The sequence below is a fragment of the Nocardia brasiliensis IFM 10847 genome (assembly GCF_000710915.1).
In the GTDB taxonomy this organism is placed as follows: domain Bacteria; phylum Actinomycetota; class Actinomycetes; order Mycobacteriales; family Mycobacteriaceae; genus Nocardia; species Nocardia brasiliensis_A.
The window spans coordinates 1-23,971 of the sequence record NZ_BAUA01000056.1 but is presented as its reverse complement, the minus strand read 5'-3'; the positions used below and the strand labels follow the sequence as shown (position 1 = coordinate 23,971).

The following is a 23,971-nucleotide window of genomic DNA, read 5'->3' as shown; positions in this document are numbered from 1 at the left end:
GATGGATGTCCAGTAGCGCCTCGTCGGCGCCGTTCGTGTGGTCCTTCGCCAGCGTCGACAGCATGACCTCGGAGAAGCCGAACCGCTCGGCGATCTGTTCCGGACTCCAGCCGAGCGCCTTCAGCAGCACCGTGACGGGCTGGCGGCGCTTGCGGTCGATGCGGACGCCGACGGTGTCGCGCTTGTCGATATCGAACTCCAGCCACGCGCCACGGGACGGGATGACGCGCGCGCTGTACAGATTCTTGTCGGTGGTCTTGTCCACGGATTGATCGAAATAAACTCCGGGCGAGCGGGTCAGCTGTGAGACGACGACGCGCTCGGTGCCGTTGATGATGAACGTGCCCTTGTCGGTCATCATCGGGAAATCACCCATGAAGACCGTCTGGCTCTTGATCTCACCGGTGTTGTTGTTGATGAACTCCGCGGTGACGAACAGCGGCGCCGCGTAGGTCATGTCCTTGTCTTTGCACTCGTCGATCGAGGCCTTGACCTCTTCGAACCGAGGATCAGAGAAAGACAGGGACATCGAGCCGGAGAAGTCCTCGATCGGCGACAGTTCCGCGAGTATCTCCTCGAGTCCGCCGACCGGTTCGGTTTCGCCGCGTGCGAGCGCCCTGGCACGCCAGTCCGATGCGCCGATCAGCCAGCCGAACGAATCGGTTTGCAGGTCGAGCAGCTTGGGCACATCGATGGGTTCTTGCACTCTGGCGAAAGACACCCGGTGCGGCGCTCCGGGGATAGCGGCAACGGCCACGGCGTGATCGGCGTCGGTCTGGGGCGATACGGGCACGGTGCGTCCTTTCGGGACTTCGCTGCTGACGAATTGCACGTGCGCGCCTGCGGACAGAGCTCACGCATCAGCAAGGAAGTGAGCATCACGGCGAACGGTGATACTCACTGCTGTTTGATTCGAGAGTCCGGACAGGAGGCGGCCTGCGCAACGCTTCAAATTACTCGCAGCTTTCCGGCAACGCAATAGGCATTCGAATTTATTTGCCCGGATCGAATCCGTTTCGAATGTTTCCCGCATTTATAGATTAACTCCGCGGTACTTATGAAGTCAAGGTTTTGACAATTAGTAGGTTAATTGGATATCCTGAAGAGGGAAGCGGGGGTCGGTATGTTCGGGGTTCAGGCCGCGTCGAGGAAATCCAGCACGAGCGGGCTCGCCACCTCGCGGAACTCATCGAAGTAGGCGTGCCGAGCGCCGGGGATCAGCCGCATGCTCGCGTGCGGGATCCGCTCGGCCAGCAGCGGCGCATTCGCCACGGGATTGAACCGGTCCTCGGTACCGTGCACCACCAGCGTCGACGTGCGGATCTGCGGCAGCACCTCCCACGCGTTGTGCTTGTTGCTCGCGACCAGGTGCCTGCGCTTGGCGTAGGCGGGCATCTCGGGGTCGCCGAGCGTAGTGAACGGGCCGGGCGTGCGCGCCAGCCACTGCGGTGTGTACATCAACTCCAGCAGCGCCTGCCGGGCCGCGCTCGCATCGGGCTGGATGAGTGACTGCCTGATCTCGGGGCCGCGTTCGACGCTGTGCCTGCCACCCGGTGACGTGCAGCCGAGCACCAGTGCGCGCACTCGATCCGGATGCCGGGCCGCCAGCCACTGGCCGACCCGCCCGCCCATCGACGTGCCGTACACCGCCGCCTGATCGATCCCGAGATCGTCGAGCACGGCGACCACGTCCTCGGCGAAACCCGCTGTGCTGTACGGCTCGTCGGGTTTGTCACTGTCCCCGGTGCCGCGCCAATCGAGGGTGACGGTGCGATACCGGGTTTCGAAGTCCGTGCGAATCCCGTCCCACCAGTGGTGGTTGTTGGCCTGTCCGGCGAGCAAGACCAGCGGTGTGCCGGCGCCTGCGGTCTGATACGCGAGGCGAACGCCGTCGGCGGCCTTGGCATGCGGCACAGTACTGATCCTTTCGCGAGGGCTTCGGTCTACTTGCTCGAACGCAGGCCGTCGAACACGAATTCCAGGCAGCGCCGCCAGGCGGGGGAGCCGGTGGCCTCGCCGAGCAACGACAGTGCCCACACCAGATTCGTCACGTCCTCGTCGCTCGCGTCCGCGCGCAGCACGCCCTCGCGCCGGGCCCGTTCCAGCAGAGTGGCCAAGTGCGACATGCCGCGATGGCAGGCCGCGGCCAGCTGGTCGGCGGCGGGGTGATCGCGAGTGAGAGCCTCGAGCAGGCCGCGGTCGGTGGTCATCTGGCCGAGCAGATCTTCGAGGAATCCGGCGAGTGCGGTCCAGGCGTCCGGCTCGGCCGCCGCGCGGACGGCGAGCTCGTCCAGCGCCGCCAAACGGGGCGGTAGCAGCGCTTCGATCAGCGCGTCCCGGTGCGGGAAGTGGTTGTACAGCGTGCCGATGCTCACTCCGGCGCGACGCGCGATCTCCTCCAGGGAACCGTCCAGGCCCTGCTCGGTGAACACATCGGCGGCCTCGCGCAGCAGCTTCTCGCGGTTGCGGGCCGCGTCACGGCGCAGCGGTCTGGTCATGGGAACCATCCTACAAAAATCGAGGGGCTCCTCGATTTCGTGCTACCTTCTGAAAATGAGGAGCCCCTCAAGATTTAGAAGGAGAGAGAGATGTCCCCAGCAACAGCGGTGATCGTCGGCGCCGGACCCGGCCTCGGCATGTCGATGGCCGCGCGCTTCGGCCGCGAAGGTTTCCGGGTCGCGCTGATCTCGCGCAGCCCGGATCGGCACGAGCAGTATTTGAAAGACCTTGCCGCGCAGGGGATCGATGCCACGGCCCAGGCTGCCGACATCACCGATCCCGCCCAGCTGAAGTCCGCGCTCGCGGCCATCGGCGGGGAGGTGGAAGTGGCCTACTACGGGCCTGCGACGACCCAGCCCGCCGCCCCGCTCGCCGACATCACCGAAATAGACGTGGCGACCGCGCAATCCGGCTTCGAACTGGTCTGGCCCGCGCTGGAGCTGGTGCGCGAGGTCCTGCCGGGCATGCTCGAACGCGGTTGCGGCGGACTGCTGTTCGCGGGCGGGCTCTCCAGCGTGCTGCCGATGCCGATGCTCGGCCAGCTGGCCTTGGCCTCGGCCGCGCTGCGCAACTACGCGGTCACGTTGCACGCCGGCCTCGCCGACCGCGGTGTCTACGCGGGTACCCTGACCATCGGCGGCCTGATCGAGCGCGGTGACATCCACGCCATGGTCACCGCGGCTCCCGGGCATTTCGGCGACGCGGCGGGCCACACCCTCGACCCCGACGAACTCGCCGACAAGGCCTGGGACATGTACCGCGCCCGGGACCGGGCCGAAGAGGTGTTCGACGTGTTCAGCGGGTGACCCCGGACGCGCCAAGGAAACTCAGGCGGGAGCCGCGCCCGCCATGTGGTATCGCACCGTCGGGCTCCAGAGGAAGAAACCGTGGACGCCCGCATCGCGGGACGCATCGATCTGCGCCTGCACCTCGTGCGGGCCGTAGTTCACGCCGAGGCTGAAATCCTGGAGCCAGGGCACGATTTTCGCGCCGGTGCCGTGGGCCTGGGCGCGGAAGTCCTGCAGTGAGCGGAACACGATGTCGTAGGGCTGGGAGTTGGGATTCGCGACGCCGTACTCACCCGCGTTCCAATGCGACGGATACAGCATCGGCGCGAGGTAGTCGACGTGCCGGGCCATGCGCGGAATGTCCTGCGCGATCTGGTCCGGACGGGTCGAGGCGATGCCGAAGACGGCGGCGCTCTGATCGGCGCCCGCGTCGCGCACGGGATCGCGGCTTTCGCGCAGGAACTCGGCGATCGAAATGCTCGGGGACTCGGTGGAACCGGGGAACACCATCTGCGAGAGGTCGCCGTCGGGGCGGCGGATGTAGTCGTACATGATGCCGTCGAAGCCGAGTTTCGCCGCCTCGACGGCGAGATCGATGTTGTATCGGCGCATTTCGGGGCTGGCGAAATTGGTGAACGCGATCGGCCCGTATTTGCTCGCGTAGGGTTCGCCGCCGGGGTTCTGGATGACCCAGTCCCGATGCCCTGCGTGCCAGGCCCATTCGGCCATCCGGCTGTCGCGGAACGCGACGATGCGGCCGACCACGTGCAGGCCCATGTCGTGCAGTTGCCGCAATGCGGCGGGTGCGTCGTAGATCGCCTCGACGGCGCCGGACTCGCGGGCGAGCGGCACCTGGGAGTCGTAGCCGACGACGCCGTCCTCGTCCTTGATATCGAGCTGGACCGTGTCGATCCGGCCGTCGCGGGCCAGGTTCAGCACGTCCTCGCGCAGTCCCTCGTGCGACCACGCGTGTGCGGTGACGTGGACCGCCCGGATCGGCGCCGTCTCCATGGTCGTGGTGATCGGCTGGGCGGTTTCGTTGCCCGCGAGATCGACCGCGACCACGCGCGCGCCGATCGGCGCGCGCGGGAGGGGGATCTCGAATGTTCCGTCGGCCGCGGGGGTCGCGGTCTGACTACCGATCGACACCCGCTCCGCGCCTTGGGCTTTGCCGCGCACAGTGACCGGCTGCCGGTAGGACGTCACGTTCGCCGGTTGGCTCACCTCGAGCACGGGTGCTTCGTTGTCCACGGTGAAGGTCTCGGTCGCCCCCGGGCCCGTCCGCAGGAAACCGAACGCGCCGCCGGCCGGGATTTCAGCGGTGAATCTGTGCCCCCCACTGGTTAGTCTCTCCGGTCTGTACACCACGGAATTGCCCTCGACCTGTCCGGTGACCGGCTCGCCGTCCAGCTCCAATCGCATGGCGCCCGGATCGTGATCGCGCGCGTCCACTCGCAATGCCAAGGCGGACAACGCGGTCGCGCCGATCGGGCCTGCGGGCACACCGGTCACCGTCAAACCGGTGGGTTCGGCCCGGACCGAGCTGATGGTCACAGAAGCGACGAGAATCGATAAGGCTGCGGTAACAATTACTGCCGTCAACCGTCGGTGTCCTGTAAGGCGGACCCATTCGAGCAACGCGCACACCAACTTTCGTTCGAAGATGTTTCTACTATCCCGGCTGTGCCGCACTGTCGCGATTACTTTCGGTCAATGTCCTCCACGGGAAAATCGGCGAGTTCGCGTAGCGTTGGGCCGATGGCGAAGAGCACAACGATCGGTGTTCGAGTTATGTTGTCGGCATTGTTGTTCGCGGCAGGCACGGGATGTACCGCGGCGGAATCCGCCGTCGGCGACCAGCGGGTCAGCGCGACGACGGACGCCGGGTCCGCCGGTGCACCGGTGCCCGATCCCGTTGCGGTGCAGGCGAACGAACTCGGCGTCGTGCCGATCCTGATGTATCACCAGCTGTCCGCGGCGCCGGTCAGCGACTACGACCAGACCCCGGCCAAGTTCCGGGCCGAGCTCGATCGGCTGTACCGGGAGAACTACCGGCCGGTGACCGCGTCGGCCTTTGTCTCCGGTGCCATCGATATCCCCGCAGGCACCCATCCCGTGGTCCTCACCTTCGACGATTCGACCCTGAGTCAGGTCTCGTTCACCGACAACGGGCAGCCCGCACCCGACACCGCGCTCGGCATCCTCGAGCAGTTTCGCGCCGAGCATCCCGACTTCGCTCCTACCGCAACCTTTTACGTCAACAACGAACCCTTCGCGGGCGACGAGCGCGCGCTGCCCTGGCTCGCGGCGCACGGCTACGAAATCGGCGCCCACACCGCCGCCCACGCGAACCTCGGTCAGCTCGACGGCGCCGGCGTGCAGCGCGAACTGGCCGAGAACGTCCGCGCGATCACGGCCGCGACGCCCGCTCCGGTGCGCACCATGGCGTTGCCGCTCGGGATCTACCCGGCCGACCGCGCCCTGGCCGTCGCGGGCGACTGGGCAGGTACCCGTTACGCCTTCGACTCCGTCATGCTGGTCGGCGCCGAGCCCGCTCCGTCCCCGTTCGGTTCCATCGACCGCACCGCGGTGCCGCGAATCCGTTCGGGCAGAGAGCCGGTCGCCTTCGACTCGACGTATTGGCTCGACCGGCTTGCCGAGCACCCCGACCAGCGTTACACCTCGGACGGTAACCCGATCAAGATCATTTTTCCGGCAGGCTTGTCCGGCGAGTTGAACGCACATTGGTCAGATCGGGCGCAGTCCTATTGATCGCGGCCGGTCCTGCTCCATGCGAAACACCGAGGCAGCCGGGGGGATCATCCCTGCTGCCTCGGTGCCGATCGAAGGTCGAGCACTCAGCGTGAGCGAGGTGTGCGCACCGCCAGTTCTTCGAGCGCGGCGACCATCCGGTCGATCTCCGCACAGGTGTTGTAAAAAGCGAACGACGGGCGCACCGTCGCCTCCAGGCCCAGGCGTCGCAGGATGGGCTGGGCGCAGTGGTGACCGGCCCGGACCGCGATGCCCTTCTCGTTCAAGGCTTTACCGACCTCGATCGGCTCATAACCCGCCATGACGAAGGAGAGCACGCTCGCCTTCGCCGCGGCGGTGCCGACCAGCCGGACACCGGGCACCGCGGCGACCCGCGGCGTCGCGTACTCGAGCAGACTGTGCTCGTAGCCGGCGATGGCGTCCATACCGAGGCGCTGGACGTACTCGATCGCGGCACCGAGACCGACCGCGTCGGCGATATTTCCGGTGCCCGCCTCGAATCGCCCCGGGGGCGGCTGGAACAGCGAACGTTCCAGGGTCACGTCGCTGATCATGTTGCCCCCGCCCTGCCACGGCGGTACGTCCTGCAGTACCTCGGATTTCCCGTAGACCACGCCGATTCCGGTGGGGCCGAAGACCTTGTGGCCGGAGAACACGAAGAAATCCGCGCCGATCGAGCGCACATCGATGGCGGCGTGCGGCACCGATTGCGCGCCGTCGACGAGCGTGACCGCACCCGCGCGCTGCGCCTCGGCGACGATCTCGCGCACCGGTGTGATGGTGCCGAGCGCATTCGAGACGTGGGTCACCGAAACGAGTTTGGTGCGATCGGAGAGCAGCCGGGTGTATTCGCCGAGCAGCAGCTCACCGTTGTCGTCGACCGGGATGACGCGCAGCTGGGCGCCGGTCTCGGCCGCCAGCATCTGCCAGGGCACGATGTTCGCGTGGTGTTCGAGATGGGAGATGACGATCTCGTCGCCCGCGCGCAGATTCTTGCGGCCCCAGGTCTGTGCGATCAGGTTGATGCCCTCGGTCGCGCCGCGGACGAAGATGATCTCCTCGGCCGAAGCCGCGCCGATGAACCGAGCCACGAGGTCGCGGGCCTGTTCGTAGGCATCGGTGGAGCGCGCCGCCAATTCGTGTGCGGCGCGGTGGATATTGGAGTTCTCGTGTTCGTAGAAGCGCGCGATGCGCTCGATCACCGCCCGCGGCTTCTGGGTGGTCGCGGCGTTGTCGAACCAGACCAGCGGATGGCCGTTCACCTGCTCCCGCAGGATCGGGAAATCGTTGCGCACCGCGTGTACGTCGAACGGTGGGTGCGCGGCGGGAAAACGGTTCGGCGCGATACCGCTCGAGACCGGTGCCGCCGCAGTCGGCTCCAGGAAATAGAAGCTCGGCGCCGTCGACGGTTGCCGCGTGGTCTCGGGAAAACGCTGCGGCGACAGCACTTCCCGTAGCGAGGGCAGCGCGGTGAGGAACGGATCGCTGTGGACAGCCGCGGGGTCCACCGCCGAACTCGACGAGCGCCCGGCCGCATCCGACATCGGGACGTCGCTGCCCCAGGTCGGTACATGCGGGTCAAGGGTGGCCCCACCTGGCGTCGCAGCGCCGGCGGGTCTCGGTGTCGCCGCGGACGCCGCGCCCGGCACGGACGGTTCCGGAGTGCGACCGCCGGGCGGCGCGCTATTCGAAACCTCCTGCGCCGTATCCGATGTCGCTACAGCAGGGGGAGCAGGACTCGACGGCACTTCGACGCCGGACACACCGGGGACGTAGGTACCCGGTGCTTCGCGTCCGGCGCCGGTCACGCCCGACGTACCCGCCGGCGTCACCGGCGGATGCGCGCCCGGGTGCGAGGCACCCGAAAACCCCGGCGAGCCAAGGGAGGTCGCCGTCGGCACCGGCGAGGGCGCGGGTACATTCGGCGGCGACGTCGGGAAGTCCGGCTGTGCCACGCTCGCGCCCGCCGGTGCGGCGGGCAGGCCCGCCGACGCCGACGGCAGCGCCGAGAAGAATTCGCCGGCAAGACGATTCAGCGTCGCCTCGTCCGGCAGCAGCCACCCGGCGCCACCGTCGTCCGCTGGGCGCGAGACGTCAGCTCCGGTAGGTCGGTGCGTAGTCATGGAACTTGCCCACCTCGGCTCCGTCGAGCACTGCCACCGCATCGTCGGTCAGGATGGCCAACGAGCAGTACAGCGACACCAGATACGACGCGATCGCGCTGCGATCGATACCCATGAACTTCACCGAAAGGCCCGGCCCCTGTTCGCCCGCCAGCCCCGGCTGGTACAGGCCGACCACGCCCTGGCGGGCCTCGCCGGTGCGGATCAGCAGGAACTTGGTCTTACCGCGTTCCACCGGAACCTTGTCCGACGGAATGATCGGGATCCCGCGCCAGGTCAGGAACTGGGATCCGAACATGCTCACGGTCGGCGGCGGCACACCGCGCCGGGTGCATTCCCGCCCGAACGCGGCGATGCCCTGCGGGTGGGTCAGGAAGAAGCCGGGCTCCTTCCAGACCCTGGTGATCAGATTGTCGAGGTCGTCGGGCGTCGGCGGGCCGGCGATCGTCGAGAGCCGTTGCTTCTTGGCCGTGTTGGCGATCAGACCGTAGTCCGGGCTGTTGATCAGCTCGCCCTCTTGGTGCTCCTTGATCGCTTCGATGGTCAAGCGCAACTGCTGAGCTATCTGATCGTGCGGGCTCGAATACAGATCGGAGACGCGCGTGTGCACATCGAGGATGGTGTGCACGGCCTTGAGCCGGTACTCGCGCGGGTCCCGCTCGTAGTCGATGAAGGTCTCCGGCAGTGGAGACTCGTCGAAGTTGTCGCACTGAATATCGACGGTTTGTTCGTGCGTAACCCGGTTACGTCGGTAGATACCGGCTTCGACGGGTACCCAGTTCAACAGATGGACCAGCCACCGAGGAGTGATCGACTCCATCTGCGGCACGGTCTTCGTGGCGTTCGCCAGTGTGCGGGCCGCTTCATCGCCCAACGCCACCGGCTGTGGAACAGCTTTAGTCATCGAACCACCTTGGGATCGGCAAATCCACCGTTACCAGCCCGCCCATGCTAGACCCTGCCGCGCCCGTTGCCCGGATAGACCCTATTCGCCGCCTCGCTCCGCGCGCCGCGGGCGGCGGCCGCTCACCGGCTCGTGCGCTCGCCGCCGTTGACCGCCAACACCTGACCGGTCAGCTGGCGTGCGCCCGGCGAGGCGAGATAGGTTGCCGCGGAAGCGATGTCATCGGGGAGGCCGGGCCGTCCAGTGTGGGTGGCGGCGATCAGCGCAGCGCGGCGTTGCTCGGTCAGCCGGTCGCGGAAGAACTCGGTGTCGGCGATGTAGCCGGGGGCGATGACGTTCGCGGTGATGCCCCGGGGGCCGAGTTCGGCGGACAGTTGCATATTCCACGAGGCGAGACCGGCCTTGGCCGCGCCGTACGCGCCCGCCCCCTTGTCCGCGGCGATGGACCCGATGTTGATCACGGTCCCGCCCACGGTCAGGCGGTCGCGCAGTGCCGTGGTCATCAGCACCGCGCTGATCAGGTTCGCGTCCAGGTTCGCGCGCCAGGCGGCGGCCACGGCGGCCAGGTCGGTGGGGGAGTCCTGATCGAAGTCGGTGTTGCCGCCCGCGTTGTTGACCAGGACGTCGATCCGTTCGGGCAGTGCGGTGCGCAGGGCTTCGATCTGTGCGGGATCGGTGGCGTCGCAGACCCGGTCGGTGACGCCGAGTTCGGTGGCGGTCGCGCGTAGCGCCTCGGCGCGTCGTCCGGTGATCACCACGGCGTCGCCCGCGGTCGCGAAGGCCGCGGCGATCGCCCGGCCGATTCCGGTCGCGCCACCGGTCACCACAATGTTGCGTGGCATGTCCATCTCTCCTATCGGGTACGTTTAGATCTAAACCGTAGCTCTCGTTTAGGGCTAAACGCAACCAGGAGGTGCGCATGGATCCCTATGATCCGGTCGACGCGATCGCGTTGGCGTGGCAGCGGGAGCGGCCGGGCACGCCGGTCGACGGCATCGGGGTGGTGACCCGAATCTGGCAGTTGGCCAAGACATTCGGTGACGATCGCCGCCGGGTGCTGGCCGCCGAGGGGGTCGACACGGCCACCCTCGATCTGCTCAGCGTGCTGCGCCGCAGCGGCGCGCCCTACCGATTGACCACCCGGCAGCTCAAGGAGCAGACGATGCTCACCGCGGGCGCGATCTCCCAGCGCGTCGCGCGGGCCGAAACCGAAGGCCTGGTGACCCGCGCCCCGCTCGACGACGGCTCGCGCGGGGTGGTCGTCGAATTGACCGCCGCCGGACATGCTTTGGTCGAACGGCTGGTCGACCAGGTCCTCGGCCGGGAGTCGGAGCTGCTCTCCGGTCTCACCCGCGCCCAGCAATCCGATCTGACCGAGCTGCTGCGGCTGCTGCACCAGGATCTGATGACCCGCCTCGGTACGCACAAGATCACCCAGGTGGGCGGACCCGAGGTTTGAGCCTTCGGTCGAATCGGCGACGGTCGCAGCATGTTTCGAGCACTCCGGCGATGCCGGTGCTCAGCGCAGCGCGAGCGCCAGGAAGAAGTCGACGCGGTCTTCCAGGCGGGACAGATCGCGCCCGGTGAGTTCTTCGATGCGCTGGATGCGGTAGCGCAGGGTGTTCACGTGCACGTGCAGGAGGTCGGCGCATTTGGTCCACGAGCCCGACACCTCGAGGAACGTCTCCAGCGTGTGCACGAGGTCGGCGCGATTGTCCTGGTCGTAGGTGGTGAGCGGATCGAGCAGGCGCAGCCGGAACATGCGGCGGACCTCGTCGGGGACCGAGGCGAGCAACAGCATGTGGGTGGCCAGCTCGTCGTGGCCCACGACGCTGGCCGGTTGCAAGCGACCCGCCGCCATCCGGCGCGCGTAGCGCGCCTCCTCCACCGCACCGCGCAGGCCCTCGCCGTCGACCACGCCGCTGACGCCGATGGATAGTCGGCTGCCGCCCAGGCCCGGCTCCAAAGCCGTGACCGCGCGGTTGATTTCGTCGATGACCGGACTGTCCGGCCCGGCGGGGATGAGCGCGATCGCCTCGCCGTCCACCACACCCGCGGCCGGCCTTCTGCCGTAAAGTATTTCGCGCAACAAGACGCGTAATTCCCCGGGTCGCAAGGTGTCGTCGGCGGCCGCGGCGACGGCGATATAGGTCTCCGCCGGTCCGAGTCCGGTGAGCTCGAGGCGGGAGATGATCTCCGCGGGCTTGGCGTCGGAGACGATCAGCTCGATCAGTTCCTGGGCGAGCCGTCCCTCGGCGCTCTGCCGGTCGTCCTGGCGGGCGCGTTCCAGCGAGACGACCGCGGCCAACTCACCGGCCAGCGCGCGACGCTCCTCCGGCCACTCGGTGTAGTCGCCCTCGAACACGAGGAACCAGTCGGCCGCCCGCGACGTGCGGTGCTCGTCCACCGCGAACAGGGAAAACCGTCCGCTCGCCGGCCGGAACGCCGACGGCAGGCGGCGGGCGCTGAGGAATGCGGTGGTCACCTCGGGCGGTGGTGCGGTCGCGGGCCCGGCCACCGCCCGGCCGGTCGAGGAGACCACCCAGCAGCGCATGCCGAGATCGCGTTCGATCAACTCGAGCACCGAGCCGAGCCCGGCGCCCGAGACGAGCTGGCGGTGCCGGTCCAGGATCGCGGTCAGGTCCGCGGCGCGCCCGGTCGACAGATTGCGCGTGATCTGCTCGGTGACCTGGGCGAACGCGATGTTCTCCGGGACCCGGAACAGCGGGATCCGATGCTTGCGACAGGCCTCGACCACGTCCGGGGGCGCACCGCCGTAGCGGGCGTCGCCCGCGGCCAGCCCGGCCACGCCCGCCTGGGCGAGCGCGCGGACGAACACCTCGCTGTCGGCCGGCTCGTGGCGCCACTGCATGCCGGTGAGGACGAGTTCCCCACCGGACAGGTAGCGACCGGGGTCGAGCATGTCGGTGGTCACCACCCAGCGGACGAACCGGTCCAGCTCCTCCTCGCCGGTGACGAGCTCGAGCCCGAGGTCCGCCATGGTCAGCAGGGATCTGAGGCGCACGGTGCGAAGGCTAACAGTCAACCCCCTGGTGAATGCCCTTGGACATTCACACAAAGACTTCGGTGTGAACTGGCGCACAGTTCAGATTTCTCGTTTCTGGCTGCGGCGTTCCTCGGCGGGTGTACTTGCGGAACAGATCGGCAATCCCCTACAGGAGGTCAGATGGCAGGCGACATCGGATGGCTAAACTCGTTGCCTCCGGACCGGGTCGAACAGGAACTGCTGACCTGCTGTGCGTCCCGGCAGTGGGCGCACAAGGTCGCGGCGGCCCGGCCCTACGCCGACACCGCGAGCCTCGTCGCCGCGGCCGTCGCCACGGTGTGCGAGCTGAGTTGGCCGGATGTCGAGGAGGCGCTCGCGGCGCATCCGCGCATCGGTGACCGCGCCAAGGCCGAACTGTCCGAGCGGGAGGCGAGCTGGTCGCGCGGGGAACAGTCCGATGCCGCGACCGCCGACGCCGCCGTGCGGGCCGAGCTCGCCGCGGGCAATCTCGCCTACGAAGCGCGCTTCGGTCACGTCTTCCTGATCCGTGCCACCGGCCGCACCGCCACCGAGATCCTCGCCGAATTGCGGCTGCGACTGGACAATTCGGTGCTCGATGAGCGGATAAAGGTGCAGAGCGAGCTTGCCGACATCACCCGGCTGCGGGTGCGAAAGCTGCTGGGGGAGTAGTGAGTCTGTCCACGCACGTGCTCAACGCGGTCACCGGCCGCCCCGCCGCGGGGATGCTGGTCCGGCTCTCGGACGCGCACGGCACGGTGCTCGCCGAACGGCGCACCGACGACGACGGCCGCGTCAAGGACCTGCCCGCACCCGGAACCGGCACGCACCGGCTGATTTTCGAGACGGGCCAGATCAGCCCGTTCTATCCCACGGTCGCGATCGACTTCACCGTCGCCGACCCGGCAGCGCACTACCACGTGCCGCTGCTGCTCAGTCCGTATTCCTACTCCACCTATCGAGGTAGCTGAAACAATGTCGATCAAGCTCGGGCCGAACCGATACGGCAAGGCGGAGACCCACGTCGTCGGCGTGACGAAAAACGGTGGCGTGCACGAGATCCGCGATCTCAATGTCGGTGTGGCCCTGTCCGGCGACATGGACGACGTGCACCTCACCGGCGACAACGGCGCGGTCCTGCCGACGGACACGCAGAAGAACACCGTCTTCGCCTTCGCCAAGGAGCACGGGATCACCTCGCCCGAGGCGTTCGGTGTGCTGCTGGCACAGCATTTCGTCGGCTCGCAGCCGACCATCCACCACGCGCGGGTCAGCGTCGAGGAATACGCCTGGGAGCGGATCGTGCGCAATCCCGGCGACGATCAGCACTCGTTCGTCCGCTCGGGTCAGGAGACCCGCATCGCGCGGGTGCACCACGACGGCGAGAAGACCTGGGTGGTAGCGGGTTTGCAGGGCCTGGTGGTGCTCAATTCCACCGGTTCGGAGTTCCACGGCTATATCAAGGACAAGTACACCACCTTGCAGGAAGCCTACGACCGCATCCTGGCCACCGAGGTCAACGCGGAGTGGCGCTTCACCGCTGAGCCGAGTGACTGGGACAAGACCTACCGCGAGGCGCGCGGCGCCCTGCTGGCGGCGTTCGCCGAGACCTACAGCTACTCGTTGCAGCAGACGCTGTACGCGATGGGCGAGCGGGTACTCGCCGCCTGCCCGGAGATCGGCGAGGTGCGGCTGTCGCTGCCGAACAAACATCACTTCGTGGTCGATCTGTCCGCGTTCGGCCTGACCAACGACAACGAGGTGTTCTACGCCGCCGACCGCCCCTACGGCCTGATCGAGGGCACGGTCCTGCGCGAGGACGCGCCGGCCGCGGGCCCGGCGTGGGAGTGACGATGGATTTCTTGCGACCGAGCAGCTGGGCGGATGCCCTGGCCATCAAGGCCGATCGACCGGACGCGGTGCCCATTCAGGGCGGCACCGACATGATGGTCGAACTCAACTTCGACAAGGGCAGGCCGAATGCCCTGCTCGATCTCAACCCGTGCCGAGAACTGTTCGACCACAAGGAGATCGACGGCCGGATCCGGATCGGTTCCGGTGTGCCGTACGTCAAGATCATCAATCGGCTCGGCAAGCAGTTGCCCGGGCTGGCGCAGGCCTCGCGCACCGTCGGCTCGCCGCAGATCCGCAATCGCGGCACGGTCGGCGGCAATCTGGGCGGGGCGTCCCCGGCCGGTGACGCCCATCCCGCGCTGCTCGCCGGGGACGCGGTCGTCGAGGTCGAGTCCGCGGCGCGGGGCACCCGGATGATCCCGATCGACGACTTCTACATCTGGGTGCGCAAGACCGCGCTCGAGCCGGACGAGTTGATCCGGGCGATCTGGTTGCCGCCCGCCGAAGGGCCGCAGTACTTTTCGAAGGTCGGCACGCGCAACGCGATGGTGATCGCGGTGTGCTCGTTCGCGATCGCGCTGTACCCCGGCAGCGCGACGGTCCGCACCGGCATCGGATCGTCCGGTCCGACACCGCTGCGCGCCGGGTCGGCCGAGGAGTTCCTGGCGACCCAGTTGCCGTGGCAGCAGGCGACGCCGCTGAGTGAAAGCGTGCTGCGCGAATTCGGTGCGCTCGTCGCGGCCGCCGCGAAGCCGATCGATGACGTCCGCGGCACCGCGGACTACCGCAAACACGCCCTCTCGGTGCTGGCCCGCCGCACCCTGGGCTGGGCCTGGACGGACTATCTGACAGAAAGGAAGGCGGCCTGATGCGCGTGACCTTCGATGTGAACGGCTCGCGGGAGACCGTGGACGACGTGTGGGAGGGCGAGAGCCTGCTCTACCTGCTGCGCGAGCGGATGGGCCTGCCCGGCTCCAAGAATGCCTGCGAGCAAGGCGAATGCGGTTCGTGCACGGTCTATTTGGACGGTACGCCGGTCTGCTCCTGCCTGGTGGCGGCCGGGCAGGCCGAGGGCCGCTCGGTGCGTACCGTGGAGGGGCTGGCCGACGGTGCGAAGCTGGATCCGATGCAGCAGGCGTTCGTCGAGGCCGGGGCGGTGCAATGCGGTTTCTGCACACCGGGTCTCATCGTGCAGGCGCACGATCTGATCGAGCACAACCCGGATCCGTCCGATGTGGAGATCCGCGAGGCCCTGGCCGGAAACCTGTGCCGCTGCACCGGTTACGAGAAGATCCTGGACGCCGTGCGGCTCGCGGCGCAGCGGAAAGCGGCGGCCCGATGAAGACGATCATCGAAAACGCCTACCTTGCACCGGTGGTCGGTCCGGAGATCCCGTCCGGCTACCTGGTGATCGCCGGCGGCCGGATCGAGGCGCTCGGCGCCGGTCCCGCGCCGGCCGTGCCGGACGCGCAGCGGGTCGACGGCACCGGGTGCCTGGTCACCCCCGGCCTGGTCAACACCCACCACCACCTCTACCAGTGGGCGACCCAGGGGCTGTACCAGGATGCCACGCTGTTCGAATGGCTCACCGGGCTCTACCGCACCTGGGCGGGCATGGACGCGGAAGTGGTCTACGGCGCGGCGTCGGCGGGGCTGGGCTGGCTCGCCCTGACCGGCTGCACCACCAGCAGCGACCACCACTACGTGTTTCCCAAGGGCCGCGGCGATCTGTTCGACGCCGAGGTCCGCGCGGCACACGAGATCGGTCTGCGCTTCCATCCCTGCCGCGGCTCGATGGACCGCGGGCAGTCCGCGGGCGGCCTGCCGCCGGACGAGGTGGTGGAGGATCGCGACGAGATCCTGCTGAACACCGCGGAAACCATTGACAAGTACCACGATCCGTCGTTCGACTCTATGCTGCGGGTCGCGGTCGCGCCGTGCTCGCCGTTCTCGGTGAGCGAGGGCCTGATGACCGACGCCGCCCTGCTGGCCCGCACCAAGGGCGTGCGGCTGCACACCCACCTCGCCGAGACGCTGGACGAGGAAGTGCACTGCCGCGAGCAGATGGGTTGCACGCCGGTGGAATACATGGACAAGCTCGGCTGGCTCGGTGACGACGTCTGGTTCGCGCACGCGGTGCACCTGCACGACGCGGATATCCGGCGCTTCGCCGAGACCGGCACCGGATCCGCGCACTGCCCCAGCTCCAATGCCCGGCTCGGCGCCGGAATCGCCCGCGTCTGCGAGCTTTTGCGGGCCGGCGCGACCGTCGGCCTGGGCGTGGACGGCGCGGCCTCCAGCGAACTGACCTCGATGGCGGGAGAGTTGCGCCAGGCCATGCTGTTCCAGCGCGCCGTACACGGTCCCACCGCGCTCACCGCACGCCAGGCCCTGGAGATCGGCACCCTGGGCGGTGCCCGCAATCTCGGGCGGCAGCGGGAGATCGGCAGCCTCGAGGTCGGCAAGCTCGCCGATATCGCGATGTGGCGGGTGGACGGCTTCCGTGCCGCGGTAACCGATCCCGTGTGCACCCTGGTGTTCGGCCCGACACCGCCGCTGGCGCGATTGTTCGTCGGCGGCCGGACCGTCGTGGCCGACGACGAACTGCGCACCGTGTCGCACGACGCGGTCGGCCGGGCCGGCGCCGCCGCGCGCAAGCGGCTGTTGGAACGGGAGGAAGCACGATGACCGCGGTGCGGAGCACCCGCTTCCCGGGTGAGGTCGCCGCGCCCGGCAAGGGCGGTATCGGCGAGAGCCCGCTGCGGCCCGACGGCACGCTGAAGGTCAAGGGCGAGTTCGCCTATGCCTCGGACATGTGGATGGACGGCATGCTGTGGGGCGCCACGCTGCGCAGTCCGCACCCGCGGGCGCGCATCCTCGGCGTGGACATCAGCGCGGCGCTCGCGTTGCCCGGCGTGCACGCGGTGCTCACCCACGAGGATGTGCCCGGCCGCAAGTGTTACGGCCTCGACATGACCTGGGACCAACCGGTTCTCGCCTTCGACGAGGTGCGCCACCACGGTGAGCCGATCGCGTTGGTCGCCGCCGATCATCCCGAGATCGCCCGGCGCGCAGTCGAAGCGATCGTCATCGAATGGGAGGTGCTGACCCCCATCATCGATCCGCTCGCGGTGGTCGCCGACCCCGAGGCCAACAAGGTGCAGGAGCGGGGCGGTATCGCCCGGCATCAGCCGGTCCGGGTCGGCGATATCGCGGTCGGCCGTGCCATGTCCGATGTCGTGGTGACCGGCGAATACGAGGTCGGCATCCAGGATCAGGCGTTCCTCGGCCCGGAGGCCGGGCTGGTCGCGCCGGGCGAGGACGGCGGGCTCGATTTCTACGTGGCCACCCAGTGGATGCACAACGATCTCGATCAGATCGGTCCCTGTCTGGACCTGTCCCCGGACCAGATCCGGATGACCATGGCCGGCGTCGGCGGCGCTTTCGGTGGCCGCGAAGACATTTCGATGCAGATCCACGCCGGCATGCTCGCGCTCTACACCGGTAAGCCGATCAAGATGGTGTACAACCGCGAGGAGTCGTTCTTCGGGCACGTGCACCGGCATCCGGCGCAGCTGCGCTACGAGTACGGCGCCACCCGCGCGGGCAAGATCGTCTTCGCCGAGGTGCGGATCGTGCTCGACGGCGGCGCCTACACCTCCGCCACGCTCAACGTCACCGGCAACGCGTCCTCACTGGCGTTGGGACCCTACGAGGTTCCGCACATCAAGATCGATGCCTACGGCGTGTACACCAACAATCCGCCGTGCGGTGCGATGCGCGGATTCGGTGCGGTGCAGGCCTGTTTCGCACACGAGTCGATGATGGACAAGCTGGCGCAGGCGCTCGACCTCGACCCGGTGTACGTCCGTCAGGTGAACGCGGTGTCGCAGGGCTCCAAGCTGGCGACCGGTCAGGTGGTGCACGCGCCGATGCCGATGGCCGAGATGCTCGGGCAGTTGCGCGACATGCCGCTGCCCGCGCCGCTGGACGCGACCGACATCCGGAACCTGCCCGGCGGGGCCTCGCAGACCACGCACGGTGAAGGCGTCGTGCGCGGCGTCGGCTACGGCGTCGGCATCAAGAACATCTGCTTCTCCGAGGGTTTCGACGACTACTCGACCGCGCGGGTACGCCTCGAGGTGATCGGCGGCGAACCCGTCGCGCTGGTGCACACCGCCGCCGCCGAAGTAGGACAGGGACTGGTCACGGTCGAAGCCCAGATCGCGCGGACCGAACTCGGCATCGAGAAGGTGACCATTCACCCCGCCGACAACCAGATCGACAGCGCGGGCTCCTCGTCGGCCTCCCGGCAGACCTACATGACCGGTGGCGCGGTGAAGGCCGCGTGTGAGGCGGTGCGCATGCGCGTACTCGCCCTCGCCCAAGGACGTTTCGGCGCCACCCGCGGCCTGCGACTGGTCGGCGGCAAGGTGGTGTCGGGGACCGGTGAGGTGTTCGCCGCGATCGTCGATCTGCTCGGCGACGAAGTCATCGAGGAGACCAGGAAGTACCACCACAAGCCGACCACCGGCATGGATCCGGTCACCGGACAGGGGGACAGCCACACCCAGCTGGCCCTGTGCGTGCACCGCGCGGTAGTGGACGTCGATACCGAACTCGGCCTGGTCAAAGTGGTTGCGCTGGACGCGGTCCAGGACGTCGGCAAGATCATGAACCGGCTCTCGCTGGAGGGCCAGATCCACGGCGGTTCCGCACAGGGGCTCGGCCTCGCGGTCATGGAGGAGATCCAGGTCCGCGACGGCAAGGTGCTCAACCCTTCGTTCACCGACTACCTGATTCCCACGATTCTCGACTCGCCGCCACAGCGGCTCGAGATTCTCGAAAACGCCGACCCGCACGCCCCATACGGGCTGCGCGGCGCCGGAGAGCCACCCACGCTCTCCTCGACTCCCGCGATCGTCGCCGCCATACGGGACGCGTGCCGCTCGGCGGGAGGAACCGTGCACATCAACCGAGTGCCGGTGCGTCCGGAAGACATCATCCGGAGCAGTTGATCAACAGGGGCGGTGCTCGTCCGCGCCGGCGACGGAGTCCCGTTGCCGGCGTGGACAACACAGCACAGGTCCCACAACAGCAAACCGAACCACGCGATCCGGCGACGCAGCCGGATCGTAGGTCGGCCATGCCCCGAGGAGGGCACGCCATGACCCAAGTACAGACCCACTCCTCCGTACCGGAGCCGGCCACCGGAAGGTCCGCGCTCGACCGCTTCTTCCGGTTGAGTGACCGCAAGACTTCGGTCTCGCGCGAGATCCGCGGCGGTATCACCACTTTCGTCGCGATGGCCTACGTTATCCTGCTCGTCCCGCTGATCATCGGCGGGGTCCAGGACGTCGACGGCAACACCCTCAGCATCGCGCAACTCACCACCGCCACCGCGTTTTCCGCGGGGCTGAGCACCATTCTGATGGGCCTGGTCGGCAACGTACCGCTGGCGCTGGCCGCGGGGCTCGGTGTGGTGCCGGTGGTCGCCTTCCAGGCGGCCCCGCACATGACCTGGCCGCAAGCCATGGGCCTGGTGGTGCTGATGGGCGTGATCATCGTGATCCTGGCCGCCACCGGGTTGCGCACGATGATCATCAACGCCATCCCGCTCGCGCTCAAGAACGCCATCGGCGTCGGGATCGGCATGTTCATCGCGATGATCGGGCTGGTGTCGGCCGGGGTGGTCGGGCACGGCGCGCAGACCGGACCGCCGGTGACCCTCGGCGTGGGCGGGCACCTTTCCGGTTGGCCCGTAGTGATTTTCGCGGTCGGGCTGCTGCTCATGCTGGCGCTGTTCATCCGTAAGGTGCCCGGCGCCATCCTGATCAGCATCGCCATCGCCACGGTGCTGGCCATCGGGGTGAACTCCCTGGCGAAGATCGATCCCAAGACCTGGGGCCCGGTCGTGCCGGAGACGCCCAAGGGGCTGTTCGCCGCGCCGGACTTCGGTCTGCTGTTCGACATCGATCTGATCGGCGGATTCGCCGAGGCCGGAGGCCTGGTCGCGGGCGTCGTGCTGTTCACGCTGGTGCTCACCGGCTTCTTCGACGCCATGGGCACCGTATTCGGTGTCTGTGACGAGGCGGGTCTGCTCGACGAGAAGGGCACCATGCCCGGCCTCGGCAAGGTGCTGACCGTCGACGGCGTCGGCCAGATCATCGGTGGTCTCAGTGGCGGGGCGGGCAACACCGTCTACGTCGAGTCCGCGACGGGCGTCGGTGAGGGCGCTCGTACCGGCTTGACCAGCGTGGTGACCGGTGGATTGTTCTGCTTGGCAGTCTTTTTCACGCCACTGGCCGCAGTGGTGCCGATTCAGGCGGCCGCCCCGGCGCTGGTGCTGGTCGGCGCGCTGATGATGACCCAGGCCCGCAAGATCGACTGGTCCGATCTGGAGGTCGCGGTCCCCGCGTTCCTGACCATCGTGCTGATGCCGTTCACGTACTCGATCACCAACGGGGTCGGCGCGGGTGTCATCGCCTACGTGGTGATCAAGGCGGCGCGCGGGAAGTTCCGCGAAATCCATTGGCTCATCTGGGTGGTGGGCGTGGTGTTCGCCGCCTACTTCGGCATCTCGGCCATCGAACTACTGCTCGGCGGATAGAACGGCGACAACCATGCGTGACCTCGCGACAGAACTCCTGCACTGGCACACGGCGGGCAAGTCCTATGCCGTCGCCACCGTCATCGGCGTCAGCGGCAGCGCGCCGCGACCGCCCGGCGCCGCCCTCGCGGTGGACGCCGAAGGCGTTGTCATCGGCAGTGTTTCCGGTGGCTGCGTCGAGGGCGCGGTGTACGAGCTCTGCCGCGAGGTCCTGCGCACCGGGCAGCCGGTGCGCGAAAGCTTCGGCTACAGCGACGACGACGCCTTCGCCGTCGGGCTCACCTGCGGCGGCACCATCGAAGTGTTCGTGCAGCCGATCACCCCGGCCGACTTCGGCACCATCGAGGCGCTGTTGCGCTCGGTCGAGCCGGTGGCCCTGGTTCGTGACCTGAACTCCGGCGCGACAATGGCTTTGGGCCCGTGGTGGACGCTGGGTGCCACCTTCGACCCGGTGGTCGCAGCCGAGGCCAGGGCGATGCTCGACGCGGGCAGCACCGGCCTGCGGGTGATCGGTTGCGGTGACCGGGAAGTCACCGTGTTCGTGGAGTCCTGTGTGCCGCCGCCGCGGATGATCGTCTTCGGTGCCATAGATTTCGCCGCGGCGCTCACCCGGATCGGTCGCTTCCTGGGCTATCGGGTGACCGTCTGCGATGCCCGTCCGGTGTTCGCCACCGAGGCGCGCTTTCCGGACGCCCACGAGGTCGTGGTGGACTGGCCCGACCGGTACCTGCGGCACACCACGGTCGACGCGCGCACCGTGCTGTGCGTGCTGACCCATGATGCGAAGTTCGATATTCCGCTGCTGGAGTTGGCATTACGGCTGCCTGTCGCCTACGTCGGCGCGATGGGATCACGACGCACGCATGAGGATCGGATGGCGAGTCTGCGGGCCGCCGGCCTGTCGGAAACCGAACTGTCCGCGCTGCATTCCCCGATCGGGCTCGATCTCGGCGGGCGTACCGCGGAGGAGACCGCGGTGTCGATCGCCGCGGAGATCGTCGCCGTCCGCCGGGGTGGATCGGCCCAGCCGTTGCGCGCGAGCGGCGGACCCATTCACCGGGACCTGATTCCCACCTGGTGACCGCACCGCGCCGCGATACTTTCGGCGCTGGAGCTTCATACAAATTCTGCTTCGGAATGATCGGCCGATTTCGGGTTGATCTCGACTATCCGAAGAATAGGCAACGCCCGCATACTTGGTGAAATTCTAGACAAAGGACCCGAACATGCCGTTGATTTTTCTGAACGGTTCCGCCATGCGCGGAGGGCCGCTCAATCATCTGCTGCACGGGGCGCCGTTCGCCGGCGAGGCGAAAACCGCGCCGCGCTACCGGTTCTTCTCGGTGGGCGACCGGTTCCCCGGCCTGGACCCGGCGGCCGACGGCGGCCACTCGATCAGCGGCGAGCTGTTCGACGTGCCCATGGACGTGCTGCGGGAACACCTGCTGCCCGCGGAACCGCCCGAACTGGAGCTCGGCGCGATCGAACTCGACGACGGGCGTTCGGTGCTGTCCATGGTGCTGCGCAAACCGCCGACGTCCTACCCGGAGCTGATCGATATCACCCGCGTCGGCAGCTGGAAGAAGTATCGCGAAGGAGCTGAGTGAAGCATTACGCAGGGGAGTCCGGTCTCCCGAAATTCGACGTCAACTGCTCTATTCTTTTCACCGATCTGCCGCTGCTGCAACGGCCCGCCGCGGCGAAGGCCGCAGGATTCGACGCGGTCGAATTCTGGTGGCCCTTCGGCGAGAATCCGGTGCCGGGCGACAAAGAGATCGACGCCTTCGTACGCGCGCTCGAGGACGCCGGCGTGGCGCTGGTCGGGTTGAATTTCATCGATCTGATTCCGGCGGGTCGCGGACTGGTGTCGGTGCCCGGCGAGGTCGCCCGCTTCCGGGACAACATCGACGTGGCCGTAGGTCTCGCCGAACGCACCGGGTGCCGTGCGCTGAACGCGTTGTACGGCAACCGGATCGCGGGCGAGGATCCGGCGCGACAGGACGAGCTCGCGCTGGAGAATCTGCGCCTGGCCGCCCGCGCCGCCGCCCGGATCGACGCCGCCGTCCTGGTCGAGGCGCTGAACGCGCATGAGTCGCCGCAGTATCCGATCGTCAGCGCCGAGCACGCCGTGCGCGTGATCGAGCAGACCGGCGAGCCGAATGTGCGCTTCCTCTGCGACCTGTACCACCTGGCGCGGATGGACGAGAACCTGCTCGAGGTGATCAAGACCCACGCACGCCACATCGGCCACGTGCAGATCGCCGACGATCCCGGCCGCGGCAGGCCGGGCACCGGCGAACTCGACTTCGCCACCCTCTTCGCCACCCTCGCCGCCGCAGGCTACGACGGCTGGATCGGCCTCGAATACAAAGACCCCGAGCTGGATTGGAAGTGGATCAGGGCATGAGAGAGCGAAGCGATCGAATCATCGGCACAGCGCCCTTGGGAATGACGGAACCGAGCGCCAGCGAGGTGGAGGCATGAGCAGTATTGGTTTCATCGGCCTCGGGATCATGGGGAGCCCGATGGCGCGACACCTCGTCGCGGCCGGTCACGCGGTCACCGGCTACGACATCGGTCCCAAGGGGCTGGAGAAACTCAAAGAAGCGGGCGGTTCCGCCGCAGCCAGCGTCGCGGAGGCGGTGCGCGACAAGGACATCGTGATCACGATGCTGCCGCAGGACGAGCAGATCGAAGAGGTGTTCGGCGATATCGTCGCGCACACCGAGCCGGGCACGCTGTACATCGACTTCTCCACGATCACCCCGAAGACGGCGAAATGGACGGCGGCCGAGGGCAAGAAGAACCGGCTGCGGGTGCTCGACGCGCCGGTGAGCGGCGGCGAGGCCGGCGCGGTCAACGCGGCGCTGTCCATCATGGTCGGCGGCACGCAGGCCGATTTCGACGCGGCGACACCGATCTTCCAGGCGCTCGGCAAGACCTTCGCATTGGTCGGCGGCAACGGCGCGGGGCAGTGTGTCAAGGCGGCCAACCAGCTCGTGGTCGGCGGGACGTACGCCCTTGTCGCCGAGGCCATCTTGCTGATGGAGAATCTCGGCGCGGACGCGGCGAAGGGCCTGGACGTGCTGGCGGGTGGGCTCGCGGGCAGCAAGATCCTCGAGCTCAAGCGCGAGACCATGTTGGCCCGCAACTTCGTCCCCGGTTTCCGAATCGACCTGCACCACAAGGACATGGGCATCATCCAGGCGGCCGCGCGCGAGGCCGAGGTCGCCATTCCGATGGGCGCGCTGACCGCGCAGTTGATCGCCGCGGCCAGGGCGATGGGCTATGGCTCGCTGGATCATTCCGGGCTGCTGCTGGTGGCCGAAGCACTGTCGGGCAAGGGCGAATGAACGCCGTGACGAGCGGGCGAGCCGCACGGCACAACGAGGAGGT

The 23,971-nt window shown here is 67.9% G+C and carries 22 protein-coding genes and 1 pseudogene; 15 read left to right on the top strand and 8 right to left on the bottom strand.

The genetic code is table 11. From position 1 onward, the window contains the following. From NBRGI_RS11935 to NBRGI_RS11925, 3 genes and pseudogenes are all read right to left on the bottom strand, one after another. Positions 1 to 793, bottom strand: a pseudogene (locus tag NBRGI_RS11935) (DNA-directed RNA polymerase subunit beta); the annotation flags it as partial. A 341-nt stretch (positions 794 to 1,134) separates the two neighbouring features. Next, complete coding sequence (locus NBRGI_RS11930; RefSeq protein WP_029895513.1) at positions 1,135 to 1,914, bottom strand: alpha/beta fold hydrolase; 780 nt, start codon at positions 1,912 to 1,914, stop codon at positions 1,135 to 1,137. Between the two features lie 29 nt (positions 1,915 to 1,943). Then, positions 1,944 to 2,498, bottom strand: coding sequence for a TetR/AcrR family transcriptional regulator (locus tag NBRGI_RS11925; protein ID WP_051727676.1), 555 nt, complete (start codon positions 2,496 to 2,498; stop codon positions 1,944 to 1,946). A gap of 90 nt (positions 2,499 to 2,588) precedes the next feature. Here NBRGI_RS11925 and NBRGI_RS11920 point away from each other — a divergent pair, with 90 nt between their 5' ends. Further along, a complete protein-coding gene (locus NBRGI_RS11920) occupies positions 2,589 to 3,305 on the top strand; it encodes an SDR family NAD(P)-dependent oxidoreductase (RefSeq protein WP_029895508.1) in 717 nt (238 codons plus the stop codon). A gap of 21 nt (positions 3,306 to 3,326) precedes the next feature. Here NBRGI_RS11920 and NBRGI_RS11915 read toward each other — a convergent pair whose 3' ends face one another. Then, the gene (locus NBRGI_RS11915) at positions 3,327 to 4,841 is read right to left on the bottom strand and encodes a putative glycoside hydrolase (protein WP_051727675.1); all 1,515 of its coding nucleotides are present in this window, start codon (positions 4,839 to 4,841) and stop codon (positions 3,327 to 3,329) included. A gap of 204 nt (positions 4,842 to 5,045) precedes the next feature. Here NBRGI_RS11915 and NBRGI_RS11910 point away from each other — a divergent pair, with 204 nt between their 5' ends. After that, on the top strand, positions 5,046 to 6,059 hold the full coding sequence (locus tag NBRGI_RS11910) for a polysaccharide deacetylase family protein (RefSeq protein ID WP_036558622.1): 1,014 nt from the start codon (positions 5,046 to 5,048) through the stop codon (positions 6,057 to 6,059). An 86-nt stretch (positions 6,060 to 6,145) separates the two neighbouring features. Here the strand turns inward: NBRGI_RS11910 and NBRGI_RS11905 are convergent, their stop codons facing one another. From NBRGI_RS11905 to NBRGI_RS11895, 3 genes are all read right to left on the bottom strand, one after another. Then, positions 6,146 to 8,182, bottom strand: a complete 2,037-nt coding sequence (locus tag NBRGI_RS11905; protein WP_029895502.1) for a family 2A encapsulin nanocompartment cargo protein cysteine desulfurase — start codon at positions 8,180 to 8,182, stop codon at positions 6,146 to 6,148. Next, entirely contained in the window at positions 8,154 to 9,086 is a 933-nt protein-coding gene (locus NBRGI_RS11900) for a family 2A encapsulin nanocompartment shell protein (RefSeq protein ID WP_014984046.1), read from the bottom strand. Before NBRGI_RS11900 ends, NBRGI_RS11905 begins: the two co-directional genes overlap by 29 nt. Positions 9,087 to 9,208: 122 nt before the next feature. After that, entirely contained in the window at positions 9,209 to 9,928 is a 720-nt protein-coding gene (locus NBRGI_RS11895; protein WP_029895500.1) for an SDR family NAD(P)-dependent oxidoreductase, read from the bottom strand. A gap of 77 nt (positions 9,929 to 10,005) precedes the next feature. Here NBRGI_RS11895 and NBRGI_RS11890 point away from each other — a divergent pair, with 77 nt between their 5' ends. Next, the gene (locus tag NBRGI_RS11890) at positions 10,006 to 10,545 is read left to right on the top strand and encodes a MarR family winged helix-turn-helix transcriptional regulator (protein WP_029895498.1); all 540 of its coding nucleotides are present in this window, start codon (positions 10,006 to 10,008) and stop codon (positions 10,543 to 10,545) included. 60 nt (positions 10,546 to 10,605) lie between these two features. Here the strand turns inward: NBRGI_RS11890 and NBRGI_RS11885 are convergent, their stop codons facing one another. Then, positions 10,606 to 12,111 carry a PucR family transcriptional regulator gene (locus tag NBRGI_RS11885; protein WP_029895496.1) on the bottom strand — a complete coding sequence of 502 codons (1,506 nt, stop codon included), beginning with the start codon at positions 12,109 to 12,111 and terminating at the stop codon, positions 10,606 to 10,608. A gap of 162 nt (positions 12,112 to 12,273) precedes the next feature. On the opposite strand from NBRGI_RS11885, the gene uraD reads away from it, so the two are divergent. The 12 genes from uraD (at position 12,274) to NBRGI_RS11825 (ending at position 23,928) form a co-directional block, all read left to right on the top strand. Next, positions 12,274 to 12,783 carry a 2-oxo-4-hydroxy-4-carboxy-5-ureidoimidazoline decarboxylase gene (uraD, locus tag NBRGI_RS11880; RefSeq protein ID WP_029895494.1) on the top strand — a complete coding sequence of 170 codons (510 nt, stop codon included), beginning with the start codon at positions 12,274 to 12,276 and terminating at the stop codon, positions 12,781 to 12,783. Further along, a complete protein-coding gene (gene uraH, locus NBRGI_RS11875) occupies positions 12,783 to 13,082 on the top strand; it encodes a hydroxyisourate hydrolase (RefSeq protein WP_029895492.1) in 300 nt (99 codons plus the stop codon). Before uraD ends, uraH begins: the two co-directional genes overlap by 1 nt. Positions 13,083 to 13,086: 4 nt before the next feature. Continuing rightward, positions 13,087 to 13,962: a factor-independent urate hydroxylase gene (gene pucL, locus NBRGI_RS11870; protein WP_029895490.1), complete on the top strand. Its 876-nt coding sequence runs from the start codon at positions 13,087 to 13,089 to the stop codon at positions 13,960 to 13,962. Between the two features lie 2 nt (positions 13,963 to 13,964). Next, complete coding sequence (locus NBRGI_RS11865; protein WP_029895488.1) at positions 13,965 to 14,834, top strand: FAD binding domain-containing protein; 870 nt, start codon at positions 13,965 to 13,967, stop codon at positions 14,832 to 14,834. Beyond that, positions 14,834 to 15,307: a (2Fe-2S)-binding protein gene (locus NBRGI_RS11860; RefSeq protein ID WP_029895485.1), complete on the top strand. Its 474-nt coding sequence runs from the start codon at positions 14,834 to 14,836 to the stop codon at positions 15,305 to 15,307. The genes NBRGI_RS11865 and NBRGI_RS11860 overlap by 1 nt, the downstream gene beginning before the upstream one ends. Next, complete coding sequence (locus tag NBRGI_RS11855; protein ID WP_029895483.1) at positions 15,304 to 16,653, top strand: 8-oxoguanine deaminase; 1,350 nt, start codon at positions 15,304 to 15,306, stop codon at positions 16,651 to 16,653. The genes NBRGI_RS11860 and NBRGI_RS11855 overlap by 4 nt, the downstream gene beginning before the upstream one ends. Further along, positions 16,650 to 18,983 (top strand): xanthine dehydrogenase family protein molybdopterin-binding subunit, encoded by a 2,334-nt coding sequence (locus NBRGI_RS11850; RefSeq protein WP_029895481.1) that lies wholly within the window; start codon positions 16,650 to 16,652, stop codon positions 18,981 to 18,983. The genes NBRGI_RS11855 and NBRGI_RS11850 overlap by 4 nt, the downstream gene beginning before the upstream one ends. Positions 18,984 to 19,132: 149 nt before the next feature. Then, complete coding sequence (locus NBRGI_RS11845; RefSeq protein ID WP_029895479.1) at positions 19,133 to 20,575, top strand: NCS2 family permease; 1,443 nt, start codon at positions 19,133 to 19,135, stop codon at positions 20,573 to 20,575. 13 nt (positions 20,576 to 20,588) lie between these two features. Further along, positions 20,589 to 21,656, top strand: coding sequence for an XdhC family protein (locus tag NBRGI_RS11840; protein WP_029895477.1), 1,068 nt, complete (start codon positions 20,589 to 20,591; stop codon positions 21,654 to 21,656). 145 nt (positions 21,657 to 21,801) lie between these two features. Beyond that, a complete protein-coding gene (locus NBRGI_RS11835; RefSeq protein ID WP_029895475.1) occupies positions 21,802 to 22,182 on the top strand; it encodes an allophanate hydrolase-related protein in 381 nt (126 codons plus the stop codon). Then, positions 22,179 to 22,982: a hydroxypyruvate isomerase family protein gene (locus NBRGI_RS11830; protein WP_029895473.1), complete on the top strand. Its 804-nt coding sequence runs from the start codon at positions 22,179 to 22,181 to the stop codon at positions 22,980 to 22,982. Before NBRGI_RS11835 ends, NBRGI_RS11830 begins: the two co-directional genes overlap by 4 nt. A 73-nt stretch (positions 22,983 to 23,055) precedes the next feature. Continuing rightward, positions 23,056 to 23,928 carry an NAD(P)-dependent oxidoreductase gene (locus tag NBRGI_RS11825; protein WP_029895471.1) on the top strand — a complete coding sequence of 291 codons (873 nt, stop codon included), beginning with the start codon at positions 23,056 to 23,058 and terminating at the stop codon, positions 23,926 to 23,928. The last annotated feature ends 43 nt before the right edge of the window (positions 23,929 to 23,971 follow it).

Excerpts from the sequence above, each read along its gene's own strand:
- NBRGI_RS11925 (WP_051727676.1), bottom strand. The coding sequence starts at position 2,498 with ATGACCAGACCGCTGCGCCGTGACGCGGCCCGCAACCGCGAGAAGCTG.
- NBRGI_RS11920 (WP_029895508.1), top strand. The coding sequence starts at position 2,589 with ATGTCCCCAGCAACAGCGGTGATCGTCGGCGCCGGACCCGGCCTCGGC.
- NBRGI_RS11910 (WP_036558622.1), top strand. The coding sequence starts at position 5,046 with ATGGCGAAGAGCACAACGATCGGTGTTCGAGTTATGTTGTCGGCATTG.
- NBRGI_RS11905 (WP_029895502.1), bottom strand. The coding sequence starts at position 8,182 with ATGACTACGCACCGACCTACCGGAGCTGACGTCTCGCGCCCAGCGGAC.
- NBRGI_RS11900 (WP_014984046.1), bottom strand. The coding sequence starts at position 9,086 with ATGACTAAAGCTGTTCCACAGCCGGTGGCGTTGGGCGATGAAGCGGCC.
- NBRGI_RS11895 (WP_029895500.1), bottom strand. The coding sequence starts at position 9,928 with ATGCCACGCAACATTGTGGTGACCGGTGGCGCGACCGGAATCGGCCGG.
- NBRGI_RS11890 (WP_029895498.1), top strand. The coding sequence starts at position 10,006 with ATGGATCCCTATGATCCGGTCGACGCGATCGCGTTGGCGTGGCAGCGG.
- uraD (WP_029895494.1), top strand. The coding sequence starts at position 12,274 with ATGGCAGGCGACATCGGATGGCTAAACTCGTTGCCTCCGGACCGGGTC.
- pucL (WP_029895490.1), top strand. The coding sequence starts at position 13,087 with ATGTCGATCAAGCTCGGGCCGAACCGATACGGCAAGGCGGAGACCCAC.
- NBRGI_RS11865 (WP_029895488.1), top strand. The coding sequence starts at position 13,965 with ATGGATTTCTTGCGACCGAGCAGCTGGGCGGATGCCCTGGCCATCAAG.
- NBRGI_RS11860 (WP_029895485.1), top strand. The coding sequence starts at position 14,834 with ATGCGCGTGACCTTCGATGTGAACGGCTCGCGGGAGACCGTGGACGAC.
- NBRGI_RS11855 (WP_029895483.1), top strand. The coding sequence starts at position 15,304 with ATGAAGACGATCATCGAAAACGCCTACCTTGCACCGGTGGTCGGTCCG.
- NBRGI_RS11850 (WP_029895481.1), top strand. The coding sequence starts at position 16,650 with ATGACCGCGGTGCGGAGCACCCGCTTCCCGGGTGAGGTCGCCGCGCCC.
- NBRGI_RS11845 (WP_029895479.1), top strand. The coding sequence starts at position 19,133 with ATGACCCAAGTACAGACCCACTCCTCCGTACCGGAGCCGGCCACCGGA.
- NBRGI_RS11840 (WP_029895477.1), top strand. The coding sequence starts at position 20,589 with ATGCGTGACCTCGCGACAGAACTCCTGCACTGGCACACGGCGGGCAAG.
- NBRGI_RS11835 (WP_029895475.1), top strand. The coding sequence starts at position 21,802 with ATGCCGTTGATTTTTCTGAACGGTTCCGCCATGCGCGGAGGGCCGCTC.
- NBRGI_RS11825 (WP_029895471.1), top strand. The coding sequence starts at position 23,056 with ATGAGCAGTATTGGTTTCATCGGCCTCGGGATCATGGGGAGCCCGATG.